The following is a 20,517-nucleotide window of genomic DNA, read 5'->3' on the forward strand; positions in this document are numbered from 1 at the left end:
GCTTAGGCGAAGCCCTGCGCCTGTACCGGTAAGCCCTGAATCTTTTTCGTTGCCGACAAACCACCCCGCTTATGGAAACCAGCGAGCTGCTGAAGAAAGTCCGCAAGATTGAAATCAAAACCAAAGGCCTGAGCCGGCACCTCTTTGCCGGAGAGTACCACTCTGCCTTTAAAGGGCGGGGCATGTCCTTCAGCGAGGTGCGCGATTATCAATACGGGGATGATGTGCGAAATATCGATTGGAATGTCACTGCCCGGACCGGCGACCCACATGTCAAAATCTTTGAAGAAGAAAGGGAACTGACCGTCATGCTCTTGATAGACATCAGCCCGTCCTCCTTTTTTGGCACGGTCAATCAGCTGAAGAGCGAAATGATCACTGAAATCTGCGCCGTATTGGCCTTCTCCGCCATCAACAACAACGATAAAGTTGGCGTTGCCTTTTTCTCCGACCATGTGGAGCGCTTTATACCGCCCAAAAAAGGCAAACAGCATATCCTGCGCATTATACGGGAGCTCATCAACTTTGAGCCTTCCGGCAAAGGGACCGATATCGGGGCCACCCTTGAATATTTCAATAACCTGGTCAAAAAAAGGAGCATCTGCTTTATCATCTCCGATTTCCTTTCCATGGGGTATGAACAGCCCCTGCGCGTAGCTGCCCGCCGCCACGATGTGATTGGGGTCAACTTGATCGACCCCCGCGAAGAGGAGCTCCCCAATGTGGGGCTGCTGAGGGCACAAGATGCGGAGTCCGGTGCCTTGCAGTGGATAGACACCTCCTCCCGGCAGGTACGGGAAGCTTATGCCAATTGGCATCAAGAGCATTTGGGGTATTTCAGTTCGACTTTCCGCAAAAGCGGCGCAGCGGCTATGAATATCCGCACCAATGAATCTTACGTTGATGCTTTGCACCAGTTTTTTCAACAACGCCGATAAATGAAGCGCTTTAAGCCATATACCGCCCTTTGCGCCCGGCACCTTTATTTGTTTGGGGCGCTCACTCTGCTAGCCAGCCCACTTGCCGGGCAGCCTGCGGCACGGCTCGAGCTGAGCCAGCCCGATGCCAGATTTGGGGAGGAAGTAACGGCAACGCTTACCCTTTCCGGCCAGGCCGGCACCTTTGCACAGCCCGATTTCTCAGCGTGGGAAGCCATCGAAAACCTGGAGATCCTGCAAACGCGCCAGGCAGAAAAAGCAGGTGAAAACGGACTGAGCATACTTACCATACAGCATGGCCTCATTTTCTGGGACAGCGGCTATTATGAGCTGCCGCCGGTGCCCATCCCTTATAACCAAGGGCAAGACACCGCCTATTCGAACAGCCCCGGCATACAGATCATGGGGTTCCCGGCCGAGTCAGACTCTGTACGCTTGATGCCCATCAAGGCCATCATTGATGAGCCCTTGACCCTCCGGGACTACCTACCGTTTGCTGTAGGCGGGCTCCTACTGTCCGCTTTTGTACTGGTTGGGTACTGGTTGTGGAAAAATAAAAGGCCCGATGCCAAGCCCCCTGCCCCTCCCCGCCGCCTCACCCTGCGGGAATACCTCTTGGAACAACTGGACGAGCTCGAGCAAAAAGGGCTTTGGCAGCAAGGGCAGACTAAAGCCTACCACAGCGAGCTGACCGCCCACGCCCGGTCTTACCTCGCTTACCGCTATCAGATACCTGCTCGGGAACTGACAACGACTGAAATCCTGGACCGCCTGAAAGGTGCCCACCTGCCAGAAGGAGGGCTGCAAACGGTACAGCAGCTGCTGCAGACCGCCGACCTTGTCAAGTTTGCCAAAGCAGCACCACCTGAACAGTTCCATGCAGAAGCCTTACAGCGGCTGCGCCGTTTTGCAGCAGCTACAGCAGGCCAACCGGAGCTGATGATCGCCATTTACGCCGATGGGCGGAAAGAAGTTTACGAACCACAAACGGAAGAAGGCACAACAGATACCTCGAACGCATGAACCTCCTTGGCGAAAATATCATCTTCCTGAACCCGGAGCTCCTTCTGCTCCTGCTGCTGCTCCCCCTGGCAGGCTGGTGGTTCTACCGCAATCAGCGCCAGCACTACCCTGCCCTGCGTATGCCCAGCCTTTCTGGCGTAAGCCAAGTGGCCTCCTTACGTGCCCGCCTGCAAAAAGCACTGCCGGTGCTGCGCGCGCTGGCCCTGGCCAGCCTGATTGTTGCTATGGCCCGCCCGCAGGAAGTCCTGAAAGAAGAAGAAGTAGAAGCGGAAGGCATTGACATTATGCTCGCCCTTGACCTGTCGAGCAGTATGCTCGCTCAGGATTTTGAGCCCAACCGCCTGGAAGTCAGCAAATCGGTGGCCGCTGAATTTGTCAGCAAACGCCCCTACGACCGCATCGGGCTCGCCGTATTTGCAGGCGAAGCTTTCACCCAATGCCCTCTCACTGTAGACCACCGCATACTGAAAGGGTTCCTCAGCCAAATCGAATGTGGGGCGCTACAAGACGGCACCGCCATTGGGATGGGGCTGGCCACTGCCGTTGGCCACCTTGAAGACAGCGAGGCAGAGAGCAAGGTCGTCATCTTACTGACCGATGGGGTGAACAACGCCGGCTACATCAATCCGGCCATGGCAGCACAGATCGCCCAAAAGCTCGGCATCAAAGTTTATACCATCGGGGTAGGCTCTACAGGCGATGCGCTCACCCCCATCAGCCGGCGCAGCGACGGGCGCTACATTTTCGGTATGGCCAGCGTTGAAATAGACGAGGCCCTGCTCCGGGAAATTGCAGAGATGACCAATGGCGCTTATTTCCGTGCTACCTCAGCGGAGAGCCTGCAACAGATTTACAGTCAGATCGACGAGCTGGAGAAAAGCCAGATCGATGTGACAGTGATCAAGCGGTACAGCGAGGCTTTCCACCCCTTTGTACTTTGGGGGCTCCTGCTGCTCTTGGCAGAAGTGCTGTTGCGGTTCACCCTGCTGCGCACCATCCCTTAAGCCAAAGACAACAAGAGCTATGCTTAGATTTGAACATCCGGAACATCTTTACGCCCTGCTGCTGCTCCCATTGATTGGGCTGCTGTTTTGGGCAGCCCGGCAGCTCCGGCAGCGTTCACTAGCGCGGCTGGGGCAGAGCAGCCTGCTCGCCCGGCTGATGCCCGGTGCCTCCCGCTACCGGCAATACCTCAAGTTGGGCCTGCTGCTTGGCGCAGTGGCCCTGCTGGCCCTGGGCTGGGCCAACCCGCAGTATGGGGCCAAGCTAATGACTTACGAGCGCAAGAGCGTGGATGTCATCCTTGCATTTGACCTTTCCCAGAGCATGCTGGCTGAAGACATCACGCCCAGCCGGCTCGAACGGGCACGGAGATTTGCCCAGAGCTTATCTGAAGGCCTAAGGGCCGAACGCCTGGGCTTGGTCTATTTTGCAGGCGCAGCCTTTCTGCAATCGCCTGTCACCACTGATTATAGTGCCATACAGCTGGCGCTCCGTGCAGCCCACCCCGATATGCTGCCCAACCAGGGCACTTCCATCGCTGATGCTCTAGCCGTGGCAGAAGAAGCCTTCGAGCCCAACAACAAGAGCCATAAAGCGTTGATATTAATTACAGATGGGGAAACCCACGACGAAGCAGCTGAGGCCCGTGCCAAACAAGCTGCTGAAAATGGGCTGATTATCTATACCATTGGCGTCGGCACCGCAGAGGGCGGCTTCATCCCCATTGTCCAGAACGGGCGCGAAATGTACAAACGCGATCAGACGGGCAACCCCGTGCGGAGCGCCCTTAATGAAGATATGCTGCAAGCTCTTGCACAAGCCGGCAATGGCCGTTACTTCAACCTCAATGCAGGCAGCGAGGCGGTCCTTGCAGCACTGAAAGACCGGATTGACCGGATGGAAAAGCGTTCCTTTGAAGAGCGCAGCTTTGAAGAATACGAAAGCACCTTCCAATGGTTTATAGGGCTAGCGATAGCACTGCTGCTAGCAGAGTTCCTGCTCCCTTACAACAGGAAAAACACCAGCCAGGAAGGGCGCTTATTTGACTAAAACAACAGGCTATGAAATACGTCCTTACGTTTGTGAGCCTGATTATTGCAGGCACTGCCCTCAGCGGGCAATCTGCCCGGAGCTTGCTCCGCAATGGCAATCAGGCTTACCAGGAAGAAGCTTACACCTCCGCAGAAGAAGCTTACCGCAAAGCCATCGAAGCCGAACCCAGTGCCCGAGGGCAGTACAACTTGGGCAACGCTATCTATCAGCAGGGCCGGTACGAAGAATCGCTTAAGCAATTTGAGCAAGCGGCTAATGCCACAGACGATGCCAACGTCCAGGCACAAGCTTATTACAACCTTGGCAATGCCCTGTTCGAAATGCAGGAATACGATAAAAGCGTAGAAGCCTATAAAAATGCCCTGCGCCGCCGGCCCGGCGATCAGTCCGCTCAATACAACCTTGCTCAGGCCCGCCGTATGCTGCAAATGCAGCAGCAGCAACAACAGCAGCAGCAGCAGCAGCAAGAACAAGAAAACCAAGAGCAGCCAGAAAACCAAGAGCAGCAGCAGCAGCAGCAATCTGGCGATAACCAACAGGAACAAGAAAACGAGCAACAGCAACAGCAGGGCAATGCCCCTCCTCAGCAACAAGAACAACAAGAGGCGCCAACAGAGCCCTCGGACAAGCAGGAGCTGTCTGAAGGCGAAGCCAGGCGGCTGCTCCGCATCATTGAGGAAGAAGAGCAGAAGGTGATGGAAAAACTTAAAAAACAGTCTGCCAAGCCTTCCCGGAGCGAAAAAGACTGGTAAGCAGACTTTAAGCGGCGGGGCAGTGCAATATGGAAAAATAGGCTATTTTCAGCCACACGCCGCCCTCTTTTAAGTGCTTAGCTCAAGTCAATTGACTAAAAAAGGCATAGCGTGGGCAGGAAAGTGCCATTTCAACCCTGCAATACTCCCCGATGCATCAAGTCTTTTGAATTTAGTATTCATCATAAACCTTGCGCAACCATGAAGACCAGCATTTTTCTATTCAGTGCATTGATCAGCCTGGTTAGCCTGCAGGCGCAGGACAGGCCGGGCGAAGTCCGCTTCACCGTGGAGGTGAGCACCGACTCCCTGCTGATGGGCAACGCCCTCCAAGTCCGGTTTACGGTAGAAAATGGGCAGCCCGAAGACTTTGAGGCCCCCTATTTTACCGGCTTTGAGGTAGCGAGCGGCCCCAACTACACCTCTAGCATGAGCATTGTGAATGGGCAGGCTGCTCAAAAAGTCTCTTACACCTACCTCCTTCTGCCTCGTGAAGTAGGCAATTACTTCATTGAGCCAGCCAGCGTGCGGGTAGATGGCCAAATTTTGGAGTCCATCCCCATGGAGGTCATCGTTGTGCCCAACCCCGATGGGGCTCAGCAATCGCACCAGATGCCAGAGCTACAGCAGGCCCCACATTTCAATATGCCTGGCCTAAATGGCTTTGGCTTTGAAGGGTTCGGCTTCCCCGATTTTGGCGAAATGCCAGACCCCTCCTCCCTATTTTTCAACCTGCAGGAACACCCAGCCTTCAAAGACCTGATGGAGCGCATGCAGCCTCCTCAGCCCCATGAAGCGCCACAAGCACCTAAGAAAAAACAACGCAAAACTTACAAACTTTAGGCTTGGCTTAAAGCCTTGCCCATATCACTGCCGTATGAAAAACCTGCTGTTAATTGCCCTGTACAGCTTCCTGCCGGCCCTGGCGTGGGCACAGCCGTCTTTCACTGCAGAGGCTGACGCCCGGCAGGTATTGGAGAACAGCTATTTCAACATCACTTTCACTTTAAAAGACGGCCAGGGCCGGGGGTTCTCCCCTCCCTCTTTTGAAGGCTTCATCATTGTCAATGGGCCTAGCCGTTCCATGAGCACGACTATGTTCAATGGAGAAGTGAGCCGGACAGAAGGCTACAGCTACACCCTTAAGCCCCGGCGGAAGGGCACCTTTACTATTGGCCCGGCGAGCATTGCCTCCGGCAGCCAAAAGCTGAAGACCCAGCCCGTTACCATTGAAGTGGTGGAGGGGAAGCCGGGGATGCAGGCCAGTGCTCAGCAGGTTTTCATCAGGGCCGAACCGCAGGCAGAAGAAGCCTATATCGGCCAGCAGATCCTCCTGGATTATAAGCTGTATACTACCCTTGATGTCGAAAACTACAATATCCTGGAAGAATCGGGCTACCCGGGCTTTTTTGCCCAAGATGTCCGGCGTTTTGACGGGCGGGTCATGCGGGAAGTTATCAACGGAGTACAATATACGACCAAAGTGCTCAAGCGCATCGCGCTTTTCCCACAGCAGACCGGGCAGCTCAAGGTAGATGCCATGAGCGTACAGCTGGGAGTGGTGGAAGACGGGGCCAACCGCAGGCGCAGCTTCTTTTTCTCTCCGGAAGTGAAGCCAATACCCGTGACCACCAATGAGGTGGCGATAAGCGTGAAGCCGCTCCCGGCAGGAGCGCCCCCTACCTTTACCGGCGCGGTTGGCGAATACCGCCTTACCCCTCAGCTCAGCTCCAAACGGGCTACCACAGACGATGCCATTACGCTGCTCCTTACCGTCAGAGGGGATGGCGACATCAAGCGGGTAGAGGCTCCTGTGCTCCTGCTGCCGGAAGAAGCCTTTGAAGTATACGACCCCAAAGCTATAGAGGAGGGCTCTTTTGAGACCGGTCAAGAAATTTCCGGGAAAAAGGTATTTGAGTACCTCCTGCTGCCGCGCAAGCCCGGCACGTTCTCTTTCATGCCAGAGTTTACCTACTTTTCGCCAGACAGCGCGGCCTACCTAACGCTCCGAGAGGGCGCCTATACCTTGACCATAACGCCCGGCAGCGGCCAGCCTGCTTCGGCTGATGCTGCGCTAAGCCTAAAGGAAGACATTGGCCCGCTTATGCTCGACCCAAGCCTTGTGCCAGCACGACGGCCCTTTCTGGGCTCCGCAACATTTTGGGGGTTAGCCACCGCCCCATTTGTGCTCTTTTTCGGCCTGATGGGCTTCCGGAAGCTGCAAGCACAGCGGGCAGCGCTAAGCCCGGAAGAACGCAGAGCCCGAGATGCAGAGGAGATGGTCCGCAAACGCTTAGCGGAGGCGGAGGCTTACCGCACTTCAGGTGACAGCCGAGCATGCTATGACGCGATTTCTAAAGCAATGCTGGGCTTCGTATCTGATAAACTAGGCCTGCCCCGATCTGCTCTTACCAAGGACAGCCTGGAGCAGCGCCTGCAAGAGCTGAAAATGGAGCCTTCGCTTATTCAGCAGGCCTTACAGCTGGTACAAGACTGCGAGCTCGCCCTTTTTGCCGGGCAGGCCTCCCCCGACCGCATGGAGAGCACCTACCGTAGGGCTAAAGAGGTCCTCGCTGCCTTGGAAAAGGCTGCAGTGTAGCCTATCTTGGGCGCAAACCAGCTTGCTCCTTATTTTGGGCCTGCCCCTGCCTGAGGGCAGGTGCCGCTATGCTCCGGGGCTCGCTGTCCGCTCGGCCCCTCGCCCTACAGGCGTCGGGTCTGGCCTTCGGCCACCCCTGCGCAGCGCTAGGCCAACGCCAGGCTATAAAGCCTGAAAAGCATAAACGCCTGCCACATTTTGGTTTACGCCCCTTATCTTCAGCTGGCCGAAACAGCACTGGGCTGCTGATGTTTTACATTGTTCCGGGAACTATCTGAGCCCTTCCCATCGTTGCTTTTGCGGCAACGCAAATGAATATGGCTGAACAATACCAAGAAAACACCCCACCTTCACTGAAGACTTTAAAGGCTATCCGGCAATTTATCGCGCTGGAAGACAAAGAAAGCTTGGTGCTCATAGCCGGCAGGCTCCAAAAAGAGAGCCCGGGCCAGGGCAGCAGGCTCATCGCAGAAGCGCTGGAAAAGGGCCACTTTTCGGATGCCCTTGAGCTGATCGGAACCTTAGAAGGGGCGCTGATCAAGCCAGCCCTGCGGCCCGACCCCGAAATCGGCCAGCTCAAGGTAGCTTACCATTATCTGCTGCAGCAGCTGTCCGTAGCTCAGGAGCAGCGGGCAGAAGCCGCCCGGGCAGTTGATAGTTTCCAGGCGCGCTACCAAGCTCAAACCAGCGAATACATTTTCAGGGCACTCTTCCTGAGCAAAGAGAAACTGCGCCTGCAAGCCGAAGAACATCCGGAGCTGCAAGAAACTGCAGATAAAGCTGCTGAAGATTACGAAAATTATGCCACCGTTTTCAACCTAAAGAGCGAGGACCTGCAGTTTGTCCTCAGTGAGCCGGATATAGCCAAACTCAAAAAGCTGTACCGCCAAGCCTGCCTCCTTTGCCATCCCGATCGGGTGAAAGCGGAACAAAGGGAACGGGCGCAAGAAATATTTGAGGAACTGACCAAGGCCTACACCCGCAATGACCTGCCGAGGGTTTCGGCTATCGCCAACCTCTTGTCCCAAAGCCCGGAGTTTGACTTCGCCCTCGATACGGTACAGGATGCAGAAGCCCTCCGGCAACTGATTGAGCGTACCCGGCAGCAATTGCGGGATACAGAAGAGGAGCATCAGGCTATAACCCGGTCAAGCACCTATCAGCTGTTGAAGTCCCTAGACTTTGAATGGGAAGATTACTTAAAGCTGATGGCCAAAAATCTAAAAGCACGGGTCGCCGAGCTCGAAAAGTGGCACCTAACCCATTATCAATGCATCCCTAACCCCGAAATATCATGAGCCAGGAAGTCTCCAAATCTCAGCTGAACCAAGCCCTCTTTGCCCTCGATCAATCGCTGGAAGCAGGCAATAGAATGCTGGAAAATAGTGCCCACCGCGATGCGGAGTGGTTCGATACCCCCCTTAAACGGCTGCAGTGGTGGCTCGACCTTGAGCCTCAGTGGAGGAAAGCTTTTGCCATCGGTGTTTTTCTCTCCAAGGCTGAAGAGTTCAAGCCCTCTGATGAACAGCTGCAGTTCCTTTTCCAGCTCTCAAAGGTCTTACTGACCGGCAATGGCAGCTTTGAGCGGAGGAACAACCCGCCACGCATCCCTTTTCAGCTGACCAACCTTTCGGGACTGAAACACCTGACGAATATCACCCACATTGAGGTCGACTACAACTACCACATCAAGGACCTGAGCCCGCTCGCCAATTTGCGCAAGCTGGAAACGCTCTGGTGCGACAACAATCAAATCAGCGACCTCAGCCCGCTCGCTGGCATGCAGGCACTGAGCAGCTTGTGCATCTGGAACAACAAAGTGGAAGACCTTTCGCCCTTGATCGGGCTGCCCGCACTGTTCGACCTCACTATAGGGCTATACCGTCAGGGCAACCCGATCAAAGATTATTCTCCCCTGCTGAAAATACCTTACCTGATGGTGGTGTACCTAGAGCACGGCGCGGCTACCCCCGAAGTCTTGGCACAGGTGCGCGGCAAGCAGTTTGACCTGCGGTACTGATCTTGTGCCGCTGTATACTGAAGCCCTACTTGCCCAAACGCAGAAATGCACCTTTTGGGGGATGTTTTGGTGGGGCAAAGGAGGAAAACTACCCAAATGGCGCAGGCATGGGCATCAGGATGGCTGTGGACTAGCGCTGCGGAGGGGTGGCCAGCCCGACAGGGCCGAGCGGGCAGCGAGCCCCGCAGCATAGCGGCACCTGCCCTCAGGCAGGGGCAGGCCCCAAATAAAAGGAGCAAGCTGAAAGGCGCCTTAGCACAGCGCCCCGGACAGCCTGCCAAGCCTTTTGTTTTAGACAAAGCGCTCCATATGGTAAGCCACTAGGGTATGCAAGGTAGCAAGCGCGAGCCCCTGAGCTTTTTTCCGGTCAAAGCCTTTGTCCATGAAGTAATCTTCCAGGCGCACCTGAGTCTGGAAATACATGGCCTTGAATGCTGCGGAGAGGCGTTCGTTGAGCGGGTCGCGCACCGACCAGCTGTTGAGGCCATTGATCAGGTTCTGATGCCATTTTTCTACCCCTTTCTGTTCTTCTTCGTTCAGAGCCTGAGGGGCGAGGTACAGCCGAGCCCGTTCGGTGGCAGCCTGTTGCAGGCGGCTGGCATTAAATGCTTGGGTATCGTTGAGGTCTGCTGCGATACTGACCAGCACCCGGGCCTCTGGCCAGCTGTCGAACTGCCCGCAGCCTTCGAGCCGGAGAGCCTTGCCTACTTGAGGGGCAAGGGCTTCATAGGCGGCCCCGGTCTCCTGAGGGTGGCGGGCCATGAGCCAACAGGGGGCAGCCTCTTCTGTGGCAGGCGCTGCATGCACATAATGCAGGTGCAAGATCACCTGCCCCATGTCTTGGTAAGCGTAAGTGGAAGTCGGGTCGAAAGGGAGGCCGGAAAGGCGCTTGCCATTGAAAGCGCCTTGGATGGCCGTGTTCAGCAGCTGATTGACCTCTTGGCCAGGCCCAAAGTTGAGGAACAGCTGATAGGCCTGATAGGCTTTGGCCAGGGGGTCGTCTGCAAATTGGTCCAAACGGGCGGCGGCGGCGGTATTGTAGCCCATTTCGTTTACGGCCTCCTGTAGCTGCCCAGCTGCGCCCTCCTGCCCTGGAAGGGGCGCATACTCTGCCAAAACCTGGTAGCGCTGCAGGGTACGGCTGCCCGCTACATATTTCTCGTACCCTGCTGCGGTGCCAGGGCCATAGTAGCCGTCTAAAGAGCCCGTGTAGGCTTTAGCAGATTTCAGGATTTTTTGCAGCTCCAAGACAGAGGTGCGTTTCACACTGCCATCAATTGCTGGCAAGTCCATAGCTGCTTCCGCTGCGAATCCAGTTTGGGGGACCGATTTGCCGGCAGCGTAATCGTAGGTAGAAGGGATGTTGGGCACAACCGTTTCTTGTGGCTCGGGCGTAGCCTCCAGGTACGCTTCTGCACTTGCGGGGCGCAACATGCCGGTAGGTTGGGGCTCATTGCCATTCGGCAGGCGGCCACCGGTTGTGCTGCCGTAGCCCTGAGGGCGCTCATCTACCGACTTGGCGGTGGTCTCCTCTTCCATAGCAATGGGGATGAGCGGTTTCTTCACCCCAGTCTCGAAGCTGGTTAGCGGCAGCAGGGAACTGCTGCTCACTGTCTTGACAAAAGCATCGCGGTAGCCGAGGCCGCGTATGGCAGGGAGTGCTCTTTTAGCCGCTTCTTCACTGGTGAATGGGCCTGTGGCGACCTTGATCAGGTTACCGTTCAAGATACCGAACAGCGGGCCGGCCGCAGCCAGGTTTTCCCATTGGATGGGCCGGTCGACCTGCCGGGTAGCAAATTGGATAATAGCAGCAGGGGTGTTGGGGTCAATGGGGCGCTCTTGCACGAATGCGTTTGCATAGCCTTTCTGCCGGGCCTGATCGGCCATAGCCTCTGCAGCTTCGCGGTTGTCAAAGCCACCGACGTACACCTCTACCAGATTGCTCCCAAGCTCAGCAGCATGGACAAAACCGACCTCGCGCAGCCCGGTGAAGTCTTCTGGCTTGGCGTCGATAAAGGTGCCGACTTGTACCGTGTAGAAGGCATCGGCCTGCCCATAGGCCGCAATAGAAGTGAGCAGGATAAGGCTGAAAAGGTGCCAAAGCTTTTTCATAGGATCTATTTTTCGTTTTTGTGTAGGTGTGCACACGGTCTGCCCTTTCCAAACGCAGTGGGCGGGCCGTAAATTATGCAATGGGGCCAGCCCCGGCAATGTATCCCTGCTGAATGGCGGTTGCCCTTGTCGAAGCGCTTGTACGGGCGGTATCCAAATTTCCACTTTTTTTTGCGGTTTTCCACTTTTTTGTTGAAGTTACAGGCTGCTGTCATCATTTTGCGCGGCCCAAGCGCCGGGCGATGCCCTCATTAAAATCCATATCTAATGTCTACATCAGCATCCAAAACCAAGACGTACTCGAACGGGGAGGTCACCATAGTGTGGAAACCCAGCCTTTGCATCCACTCCGAGCGCTGTTTCCGAGGCTTGCCGGAGGTGTTCGACCCTAAATCGCGCCCGTGGATCATGCCCGAAGGCACCTCCGCGGAAGCGATAATCGAACAGGCCGCACAGTGCCCTTCCGGTGCGCTTTCGGCCTACTACAATGGGGAAGAGCCCGCAGACACGAGCAGCGAAAGCCAAGCGCCCCTGGAAATAGAAGTTGCCCCCGGTGGGCCGCTAATCGTCAAAGGGGGCATCACCGTCAAACACAGCGACGGGCAAGCTCACAACCACACTGGCACAACGGCCCTCTGCCGGTGCGGCGCCTCCTCCAACAAACCGTACTGTGATGGCTCTCACCGAAAAGTAAATTTTGACGGTTGAACTTGCCAACCTGTCAGCTTCGCAACCGTAGCTACTGCCTAAATGGCTCGGGGCCTTGCCTGGCACATCATTTGATGTTTTGACACTAAAATACCGCACATGTTATACCGGGGAGTCGCCAATATACAGGCGAGCGAAGAGATCGATATGGGGGCAGCCACTGTGAAGCAGCCCCTCCCAACCGTAAAGATAGAGCAAGTGGACCCCTTTCTCCTTTTGCACCACTTTGGGCCTTACCATACACAGCCTATGGAAGACCCATTGGATGTTGGGCCTCATCCGCACCGGGGGTTCGAGCCGGTCACCTTCCTTTACCAAGGCGGCATCCGGCACAAAGACAGCCGGGGCAACGAGGGCATCCTCAAAGCAGGAGACGTACAATGGATGACCGCAGGGCGCGGCATCATACACAGCGAGCGGGCCAGCCGGGAGTTCCGCGAAAGCGGGGGCACACTGGAAGGCATCCAGCTTTGGATCAACCTGCCCAAGAAAGATAAAATGGTGCAGCCGGCTTACCAGGAAATACGTGCAGCAGATATGCCTGTGTTGAGCGAAGATCATGGCCGGGCAAGGACGAAGCTCGTGGCAGGGCAACTGAAAGGGCTCACCGGCCCTGCACGGACACATACACAGGTCATAGCTGCACAGATCAGCTTGAGCAAAGGTGGTTTTACCGAAGCCCCCCTGCCTGCCGGACACAACGCGCTCATCTACATCCTGCACGGGCATGTGCAAGTCAATGAAAACTGGGACTACCGGGCGGAGCACCTGCTGCAGTTCCATCAGCAAGGGGAAGGCATAGCGCTAAGGGGGCTGGCAGAAGAAAGCGAAGTGCTGCTCCTGGCCGGCGCCCCCATAGGCGAGCCCGTAGCCCAGTGGGGCCCTTACGTGATGAACACCCAAACGGAAGTGATGGAAGCGATGCGGGATTACCAAATGGGCAAAATGGGCTTTTATACCGAATATTAAGCCATCCTTAACGGCTTCGCGGCAACATCTGCCCGCTTCCAACCATTATAAGACTGGCAGTGCGCTATCCTGCCGCTGCCCACCTCAAAAGGAAAATGCTATGAAAAAGACCTATATGATAGAGTTTGAGCTGCCGCACGCCTTCGACGAGGAGTTCATGGCGCTCATCCCAAAACAACGCTATATCATCAATACTATGCTGGCCGACGGCCGGGTCAAAGCCTATTCTTTAGCCATGGACCGCTCCCGGCTTTGGGTCATCATGACTGGCGATTCTGAGTTCGATGTCTTGGAACAAATTGCGCAAATGCCCTTGAGCGATTATATGGACCCCGATATCTCAGAGCTCATGTTCCACAATACATCAGACGCCGTCATGCAGTTCTCGCTCAACTAGACCCGAGCACCTCAAGGCTGTAACCACAAGCTGAGGGGCAGCTATTGGCAACAATAGCTGCCCCTCTTGTTTAGAGATGCTATGCTATTATCCCAACAGGCGCATTACCAAAAAGGCCCCTGCACAAGCAGAGGCCGTAATACAATTAGAATCCCATGATAAAAGTTACACCACTCAGAATGGTGGTGGCTAAAAAATTGCTTCCTGGCCACTAGTGGTCTGTCAAGGCTAAAACTAGGGGTTGCCTGCGGCGACTTTTGAGGCTGCTCTTCGTTGGACACCCCCTTACGTAGCGCTGCTATGCGCGGGAACATCCGCCTTGATTAGCCTCAAAATCCGCTCCCACTCAACCCATAAATTAACACTTGACAGACCACTAGGGCTATATATCATAATTGGTTAATATAACGGCAGCACCTTGCACCGGATTGCACAAAGCCTTGTAAAAATCACTGCCGCCCCAGCAACAATAGGGCAGCTTAACCCAAAAAATGTTACCTTCCCAATCAGCTTGCGTCTGAATTGCACATGGCTTGCGCCAAGCTCCTTACGCGTATTTTTTCCTGTTAAACTATAAATCAAACTCCCATTATGTCAGTTAAAGCAAAATACCAGCCTGTCCTCGACCTTGGCGAACAACTCGGTGTCAAAGACGGGCACGTTGAAGAGCTCGATGGCACCCTCAAGATCGGAGGCACCACAGAGACGCAGTACCACAAAAACCTGCTCTGGGACAAAATCAAGGAAATTGGAGGGGAAAAGCCTTCTGATATCCAGGCCGATATCAAAGTGGCTACCACGGAATACTTCCACAAACACACCGTAAAAGGCGGAGACAGCCTCTCCAAAATAGCCAAGCAGTACTACGGTAACGCGAATAAGTACATGGCTATTTTCAACGCCAATACCGATCAGCTCAAAGACCCCAACCTCATCCACCCGGGCCAGGAGCTGACCATCCCTTTCATCGACTAAGCGCAGGCTTGGGGCGCTAGCGCTCCGCCAAGCAAAGTGGAAGGTACGACGATGTGCGTGCCTTCCATTTCTTTTTTATCGCCCCCCCTGGCCCGCATGCCTGTTGCCGTTTTAGGCCTGCACCATGTGAGGGGGCTGCCCCTGCCAAAAGGCAGGTGCCGCTATGCTGCGGGGCTCGCTGCCCGCTCGGCCCTACCGGGCTTGAAACCCCTCCGCAGCGCTAGCCCGCTGCCATCACAGGGCTGAAAAGGCCAATGGGGTTATGGCACTTGTTGGTGCAAGCCCCTATCCGCCCAGCACATCCTGCAAAATGCGGTGCGCATTGATCTCTGGAAAATTATCGATATGGAAACGGTAAAAGTGGATCAACTTATCTAGCAGCTCCTGCCGTTGTGCCCGCGACATTTTCACCTCGTGGCAATTCGCATAACCGCACCTCAGCAGAGCGTACAAAGCTTCGCTCAAAGGGGCAGGCAAGCCATGCCCGTGCACCGGGGGCTCTGCTACAAACACCCCTTCCCGCAGATCAAAGTAAGGGGTAGATGGAGAGCAGGTGCCATTGGGGACAAACCCCAAGTGGAAGCTGAGCTCCAGCATGAAATGGAGATGAAGATTGGCAACCGGGGCCGAGGTCTGATCCAAGAACTGATACGTCCGGAATAAAAATTCAAACAGCCGGGCATTCTCCTCCGGCTCCCGTACCGCCTTGCGGGCCACCTCTGTGATGAACAGCCCGATCGAGCTTTTCAGCAGATCGAAAGGCAGGGAGTCGTACAGCCCGGCGCTCTGAATCTCCCGCACCCGGTTGAGCCCACGCTCGTGCTTATCGTAAGCGACCATATCCACCAAAGACATGACCTGCAACAGCCCGGGGCTGATTTTGCTCCTTCTGCCGCGCACCCCCGGAATGAGATAGCTCCGAAGCCCGCGCTGCTCGGTAAAAACATCCACAATCAGACTGCTCTCACTGTATTTCATGGACCGGAAAACGATCCCGCGGGTTTTGATCAGCACAAAGTATCTTTTTTTAGGCGCCATCAAGCGCACGGAGAAATGGTGAACGGCACATGCAGGCAAACGGGCTGCAGGCTTCACCGGTAAAAACGGTTGATCAGGATTTAGGTTCTATCGCCGGGCGCAAACCAGAATACCGCAGGCGTTTATGCTTTCCGGGCTCTAGTGCCTCAAGCTATAAATCCTTGCCACCCCAAGTTTCGTTCTTTTCCGCCTACTCTTCGTTAAAGAACCGCTCCTTTAGCTCGGGCTAAAGTCGCGAACCTTCGCCTTGATTAGCCGGAAAATAACTTCAACTTAAGTATCAGAGATTTATGGCTTAAGGCACTAGCCTGGCATTGGCCTAGCGCTGCGCAGGGGTGGCCGAAGGCCAGACCCGACGCCTGAAGGGCGAGGGGCCGAGCGGACAGCGAGCCCCGTAGCATAGCGGCACCTGCTGCCTGGCCATCCCGTTGGGCAGGGGCAGGCCCCTATCCTTGCGGAGGGGGCAAGCCTAAAAAACGGCAAGCTGGTTTGCCCTCCCTCGTCTATGTTCCATCCCGGCTCGTCTTTTTTATGTGCAGAATGCATCCCTTGCCCTTTTCTTTGTGTCTGTAACAATAAAGGCGGTTAGCCGTCACCCCAATAGCACTACAGGCCAGCATACGCTAAGCTTTGCAGGCCTTGCACAAATCATCCGACACACAACCTTTTACATCCATGAAAGCCTATTTCCTAACCTTTTGCCTCATTGCCGGCAGTTTGTCCGCGCAAGCTTCGCCGGTACATTTCAGCACCGACTGCGTGCTCGGCCCTGTTTTAGAGTACAAGCTCGCCAATCAAGCTTGGAGCGGCACCGGCCAGAACAACCAAAAAATCAGCCTTTTCTTTTACAGCAACGGCCTTATGGAGCAAGTTTCCGCCGGTGGGCTCAGGCTATTCCGATGGTCTGCAGCCCCTATGCCGGAACACTGCGGCTCCATAGTGCTGGAAGATGTCCAAACCGGTAAGCAGCAGCTCTTAGAGGTCGCTTTCACTACCGCAGGCATCACCCTGAGCACTTGCACTGGCAGCCTGCACATCCGCAAGCAGCCGCAAATGGAAGGTGCAGCCCAGAAAGCCAGGGAAGGCATTCAGGGGGAGTGGGAAAATACGACTTACCCCTTTGATAATGCCACAGCAAACGGCACGGCTTACCTTCGCTACCAATTCCGCCCTGACGGCACTTTCGAGCGGGCACTGGGCATGGGCGAAAAAGCCATAGCAGAGGCTGGGGCGTGGGCTATGAGCCAAGATGGCAAGCGGCTCATCTTAACATTCGAGCGGGGCGGGATTACAGTCGTCAGCTTAAAGTATTTGGAGTTTGACGAGCTCGTCCTTGAGCATACCCTGACCTGCGAGGACCCCATTTTCGCTACAGCCAGCCGCGATTTTCACTTTAACCGGCAATGACAGCCAAGCACAGCAGCATGCCAAAAAGCTTTTGGGAGGCGCACGCAGGCTTCCCAGAAGCTTTTTTGTTACTTGCCAGCCGTGCGCAACAAAAAGGCTTGCACCGCCCCATTTTGGCCCATGCGGTAAAACCTCCCGTTCTGCAGGCGGCACAACTTTGCCCCTTCCGTGTTCAGCTGTAGCTCCACTTCTCTGAGCAGCCGGGTATGGTAAGCCCTGATGCGCCCCTTTTCGCCATACAAGTACAGCCGCTCGCCGCTCAGCTCAAAATGAGCCACCTCCTCAAAAGGCAGGCGCTCGTGAAATTGGGTAAAGTTGTCAAAAACATAAATGCCCTGCCCAGGCGCGTTGAGGTAAACCCAATTGCCCCTAGCCATGAGCTGTGCCCCCCTCCTTGGCGGATCGGGGAGCAGGGCGCTCAGGTTGCCACTATCCGCTAGGACAGCCCCATCAGGCCCCAGCTTCAATAGGCGGAACGCCACCTCATCGTATACCCAGATGTTGTTGTCGCGGGCCAGCGCTGCAGCGCTGGCCTGCAGCACGCCAGCGGCGAACAGAGGCAGCACACCGCGCTCATTGAGGGTACGGTCCAAAAGCACGATAGCCTGAAGGTCGGGGTAAAAAAGAAGGAGGTTGAAAGGGTCCGTAGCATCGATATAGCCCAACCGGCCCCTGCTGTTGTCGTAATAGCGGAACTGCTCCTGCCCAGAAGGGCTGTATTTAGTCACGGCATTTGAGCTATCCGCTACATAAGCCTGCTGCAGCTTATCAACGGTGAAGGCCGCCCCGCCCGCGGGCAGGGTGTACAAGAGGGAATCCTGCGTTTGTGCACAGGCCGCCCCCCTGCTAAAGGCGATCAACAACAGTATCCCTACCAAAAACCCGGCCCTGCTCATACTCGAAGAATTGTAATTGGACATCCTGCCCGTCAAAAACGGCGTAGGAATTGAAGTGGAGCCACTCCCCCAGATTGATATAACGGCTGTGCCCGTTTTTTAGCGTGTAGTCGATAGGAAGGTGACGGTGGCCAAAGACAAAATAATCCACATCCAAGGCTTCTACTTTACGGTTGGCGTAAGCCACGAGCCATTCCTTTTCCGGGCCAAGGAAGCGGCTAAGCTCCGGGCTATCTGCAGCCCGGCTTTTTTGCGACCAATAATTGGCCAGCCCGACGCCAAAATTGGGGTGCAGCCGTTCAAACAGCCATTGGCACCAACGGTTAGCAAAAACTTTCTTTATGAATTTATAGCCATGATCGCCAGGCCCAAGCCCATCTCCGTGACCGATGAAAAACTTTTTGCCGCCGATCTCGCGCAGTACCGGCTCCCGGTAAGTCGGGATGCCCAGCTCTTCTTCAAAGTAACGGAACACCCACATATCGTGGTTGCCGGTAAAAAAATAGACCGGCACCCCGGCATCCCGTATCTCTGCCAATTTGCCCAACAGGCGGACATAGCCCTTCGGGACGACCGTTTTGTATTCGAACCAAAAGTCGAACACATCACCAACAAGATAGACCGCAGCAGCATCCTCCCGGATCTGTTCCAGCCAGCGCACGACCTGTCGCTCCCGCTCTGCGCTGCTGCAGCGGGCATCTACCCCGAGATGGAAATCGGAGGCAAAGTAAACTTTTGAAGGATTCGGCATGACGGCAAAAATAGGAATATTCGGTCAGTTGCCCCTCCTGCCCAAGCCCCCCTTTCTCCATGACTGTGCCGCAATTGCTACAAGTGCGCTGCGCCTCGCCGCTCATAAAGCCTTCTACCGCAGATTTGAGCTGTGCTGCAATACCCTTCCGTAAAAAAGCAGCTTAGTGCACACAGGCGCAAAACAGACTTCCCGTTTTTTGAGGGCCTGCCCCCTCCGCAAGGATAGGGGCCTGCCCCTGCCCAATGGCAGGTGCCGCTATGCTGCGGGGCTCGCTATCCGCTCGGCCCCTCGCCCTTCAGGCGTCGGGTCTGGCCTTTGGCCACCCCTGCGCAGCGCTAGGCCGGCGCCAAGGGGTGGCACTCCCCCACCGGGCAGCTGCACTGCCCTACCGGCAGGCTGTTTTTTTTCTATTGGCAAGTAGGCAGCATTGTGGCTTTTTTGTATATTGTAGCATCGTCTGAGCTACAGCGCGGCGCACCGGGCGTTGCAAGCAGGTAGGCTCAGCCTAGTGCCTCAAGCCATAAATCCTTGACACCCCAAGTTTCGTTATTTTCCGCCTACTCTTCGTTAAAGAACCGCTCCTTTAGCTCGGGCTAAAGTCGCGAACCTTCGCCTTGATTAGTCGGCAAATAACTTCAACTTAAGTATCAGAGATTTATGACTTAAGGCACTGGGCAAAGTGGGAAAAAGAACGACAAATGAGGGGGAAAGTGCGTGTATTAGCGAGTTAGCTCCAATTTGAACTAGATGAAAAGAATTCTTCCTACAATAATATTTGGTACAATTTTATTGATTGGTTCTGATAGTCATAACTTGTATAGCCAAATCGACTATAGAGATAACTCTGTTTTGAACAGATTGATAATAAATATTAATGACGATGATGCTTGGAATCAACTGGAAACGAGTATTCAATTCAAGGATGAAAAAAAGGGAGAAAAAACAGCATTCAGTTTACTGGAAAATTTTATAGAAGAAATTCAAAAAGATAATAAAGACAGAATTGATAGTTTGAGTATGCAAATATTAGGTTTGTCAATTCAGGGTGAGTGCTTACAAGAAGAAAGTAAGAGATCGAAATTGGAATGCGGAGAATTCATAAAATCACTGAAGAAGCTAATTGCTAAATATCGGATGATTAAGAACCTTGAGATAGAAAATAGAGAAAGATACTGTGATTATTTAGAGCTATACGATAAAAGTATACCAGCTGAATTTGGAAGATTTAGGAGTAACCTAATTGGGCATGGATGTGGTGGAATAGTAGGAGGAATAGATATTTATTATGGTATTATTGAATATACAATGATCATAGAAAATGTGATTAGATATGATTGTTCGAGCGATAAAGCAGAAATGGGAACTGTATTGTTTTCAGATTTAATAGGGAACTCTACAGGTGACAGAGTTAAGGATCCCAGAATTATTGATTTATTGAGTAACCGATTAAAAGAGCACATAAGAGAAATGGGTTGCAATAGCCGATTAGAAACTGATAGAGCGATCCAAGAATTCAAAAATGAGGCAAGATTGCTTAAAGGGGTTTGGTATAGTTACACTACTGAAGTATGTGGATTAAGAGTTCGATTTGAAAGTAGTTTTGAACCTAAAGAAGAATGGACCAAGAAAGAAAAGAGGAAAATGGAGAGGGGTAAAATATTCAAGACTAAGAGGCAAATAATCAAAGAGTTTAAGCAAACAGTATTTTATGAAGTTTTATCGGAAAAATAAACTGGAGCTAACAATGGCTATATGCCATGCCGGTAAAAATCTTCGAGAGGGAAATAGAGATGAAAAAGCCGCTGCGCTGGCATTTGTGAATTGGGACGAAAATGGTAAATTTAGAGTCCGGCACGTCACGTAGCCGGGCCGTT

General features: G+C 54.2%; 19 protein-coding genes. 15 read left to right on the top strand and 4 right to left on the bottom strand.

Annotation, left to right across the window (positions count from 1 at the left end):
* The first annotated feature begins 71 nt into the window (after window positions 1-71).
* The 9 genes from FRY97_RS17955 to FRY97_RS18000 all read left to right on the top strand — a co-directional run bounded on the left by FRY97_RS17955 (window position 72) and on the right by FRY97_RS18000 (window position 9,387).
* Window positions 72-938, top strand: coding sequence for a DUF58 domain-containing protein (locus tag FRY97_RS17955; protein ID WP_147168951.1), 867 nt, complete (start codon window positions 72-74; stop codon window positions 936-938).
* Entirely contained in the window at window positions 939-1,961 is a 1,023-nt protein-coding gene (locus FRY97_RS17960; protein ID WP_147168952.1) for a protein BatD, read from the top strand.
* Entirely contained in the window at window positions 1,958-2,965 is a 1,008-nt protein-coding gene (locus FRY97_RS17965; RefSeq protein WP_147168953.1) for a vWA domain-containing protein, read from the top strand. The genes FRY97_RS17960 and FRY97_RS17965 overlap by 4 nt, the downstream gene beginning before the upstream one ends.
* A gap of 19 nt (window positions 2,966-2,984) precedes the next feature.
* Window positions 2,985-4,013 (top strand): VWA domain-containing protein, encoded by a 1,029-nt coding sequence (locus tag FRY97_RS17970; RefSeq protein ID WP_147168954.1) that lies wholly within the window; start codon window positions 2,985-2,987, stop codon window positions 4,011-4,013.
* A gap of 11 nt (window positions 4,014-4,024) precedes the next feature.
* On the top strand, window positions 4,025-4,768 hold the full coding sequence (locus tag FRY97_RS17975; protein ID WP_147168955.1) for a tetratricopeptide repeat protein: 744 nt from the start codon (window positions 4,025-4,027) through the stop codon (window positions 4,766-4,768).
* A 201-nt stretch (window positions 4,769-4,969) separates the two neighbouring features.
* Complete coding sequence (locus FRY97_RS17980) at window positions 4,970-5,611, top strand: BatD family protein (RefSeq protein WP_147168956.1); 642 nt, start codon at window positions 4,970-4,972, stop codon at window positions 5,609-5,611.
* Between the two features lie 34 nt (window positions 5,612-5,645).
* Window positions 5,646-7,367, top strand: a complete 1,722-nt coding sequence (locus FRY97_RS17985) for a BatD family protein (RefSeq protein WP_170254730.1) — start codon at window positions 5,646-5,648, stop codon at window positions 7,365-7,367.
* Between the two features lie 317 nt (window positions 7,368-7,684).
* Window positions 7,685-8,665 (top strand): J domain-containing protein, encoded by a 981-nt coding sequence (locus tag FRY97_RS17995; protein ID WP_147168959.1) that lies wholly within the window; start codon window positions 7,685-7,687, stop codon window positions 8,663-8,665.
* Window positions 8,662-9,387 carry a leucine-rich repeat domain-containing protein gene (locus FRY97_RS18000; RefSeq protein ID WP_147168960.1) on the top strand — a complete coding sequence of 242 codons (726 nt, stop codon included), beginning with the start codon at window positions 8,662-8,664 and terminating at the stop codon, window positions 9,385-9,387. Before FRY97_RS17995 ends, FRY97_RS18000 begins: the two co-directional genes overlap by 4 nt.
* A gap of 291 nt (window positions 9,388-9,678) precedes the next feature.
* On the opposite strand, the gene FRY97_RS18005 is transcribed toward FRY97_RS18000, so the two are convergent.
* Complete coding sequence (locus FRY97_RS18005; RefSeq protein WP_147168961.1) at window positions 9,679-11,499, bottom strand: SPOR domain-containing protein; 1,821 nt, start codon at window positions 11,497-11,499, stop codon at window positions 9,679-9,681.
* 267 nt (window positions 11,500-11,766) lie between these two features.
* Here FRY97_RS18005 and FRY97_RS18010 point away from each other — a divergent pair, with 267 nt between their 5' ends.
* From FRY97_RS18010 to FRY97_RS18025, 4 genes are all read left to right on the top strand, one after another.
* A complete protein-coding gene (locus FRY97_RS18010) occupies window positions 11,767-12,207 on the top strand; it encodes a (4Fe-4S)-binding protein (RefSeq protein ID WP_147168962.1) in 441 nt (146 codons plus the stop codon).
* 99 nt (window positions 12,208-12,306) lie between these two features.
* Window positions 12,307-13,176, top strand: coding sequence for a pirin family protein (locus tag FRY97_RS18015; protein WP_147168963.1), 870 nt, complete (start codon window positions 12,307-12,309; stop codon window positions 13,174-13,176).
* Between the two features lie 100 nt (window positions 13,177-13,276).
* Window positions 13,277-13,573 (top strand): hypothetical protein, encoded by a 297-nt coding sequence (locus tag FRY97_RS18020; RefSeq protein WP_246141813.1) that lies wholly within the window; start codon window positions 13,277-13,279, stop codon window positions 13,571-13,573.
* Window positions 13,574-14,164: 591 nt separating this feature from the next.
* A complete protein-coding gene (locus FRY97_RS18025; RefSeq protein ID WP_147168964.1) occupies window positions 14,165-14,548 on the top strand; it encodes a LysM peptidoglycan-binding domain-containing protein in 384 nt (127 codons plus the stop codon).
* A gap of 285 nt (window positions 14,549-14,833) precedes the next feature.
* Here FRY97_RS18025 and recO read toward each other — a convergent pair whose 3' ends face one another.
* Complete coding sequence (gene recO / locus FRY97_RS18030; RefSeq protein WP_147168965.1) at window positions 14,834-15,562, bottom strand: DNA repair protein RecO; 729 nt, start codon at window positions 15,560-15,562, stop codon at window positions 14,834-14,836.
* 699 nt (window positions 15,563-16,261) lie between these two features.
* Between recO and FRY97_RS18035 the strand changes: the two genes are divergently transcribed.
* The gene (locus FRY97_RS18035) at window positions 16,262-16,993 is read left to right on the top strand and encodes a hypothetical protein (RefSeq protein ID WP_147168966.1); all 732 of its coding nucleotides are present in this window, start codon (window positions 16,262-16,264) and stop codon (window positions 16,991-16,993) included.
* Between the two features lie 68 nt (window positions 16,994-17,061).
* Here the strand turns inward: FRY97_RS18035 and FRY97_RS18040 are convergent, their stop codons facing one another.
* Both FRY97_RS18040 and FRY97_RS18045 read right to left on the bottom strand, forming a co-directional pair.
* Window positions 17,062-17,889: a hypothetical protein gene (locus tag FRY97_RS18040; protein WP_147168967.1), complete on the bottom strand. Its 828-nt coding sequence runs from the start codon at window positions 17,887-17,889 to the stop codon at window positions 17,062-17,064.
* Entirely contained in the window at window positions 17,840-18,640 is an 801-nt protein-coding gene (locus tag FRY97_RS18045) for a UDP-2,3-diacylglucosamine diphosphatase (protein WP_147168968.1), read from the bottom strand. Before FRY97_RS18045 ends, FRY97_RS18040 begins: the two co-directional genes overlap by 50 nt.
* A 750-nt stretch (window positions 18,641-19,390) precedes the next feature.
* On the opposite strand from FRY97_RS18045, the gene FRY97_RS18055 reads away from it, so the two are divergent.
* Window positions 19,391-20,374, top strand: coding sequence for a hypothetical protein (locus tag FRY97_RS18055; RefSeq protein WP_147168970.1), 984 nt, complete (start codon window positions 19,391-19,393; stop codon window positions 20,372-20,374).
* The last annotated feature ends 143 nt before the right edge of the window (window positions 20,375-20,517 follow it).

Origin of the sequence: Phaeodactylibacter luteus, from assembly GCF_007993045.1 — a bacterium.
Taxonomy (GTDB): Bacteria; Bacteroidota; Bacteroidia; order Chitinophagales; family Saprospiraceae; genus Phaeodactylibacter; species Phaeodactylibacter luteus.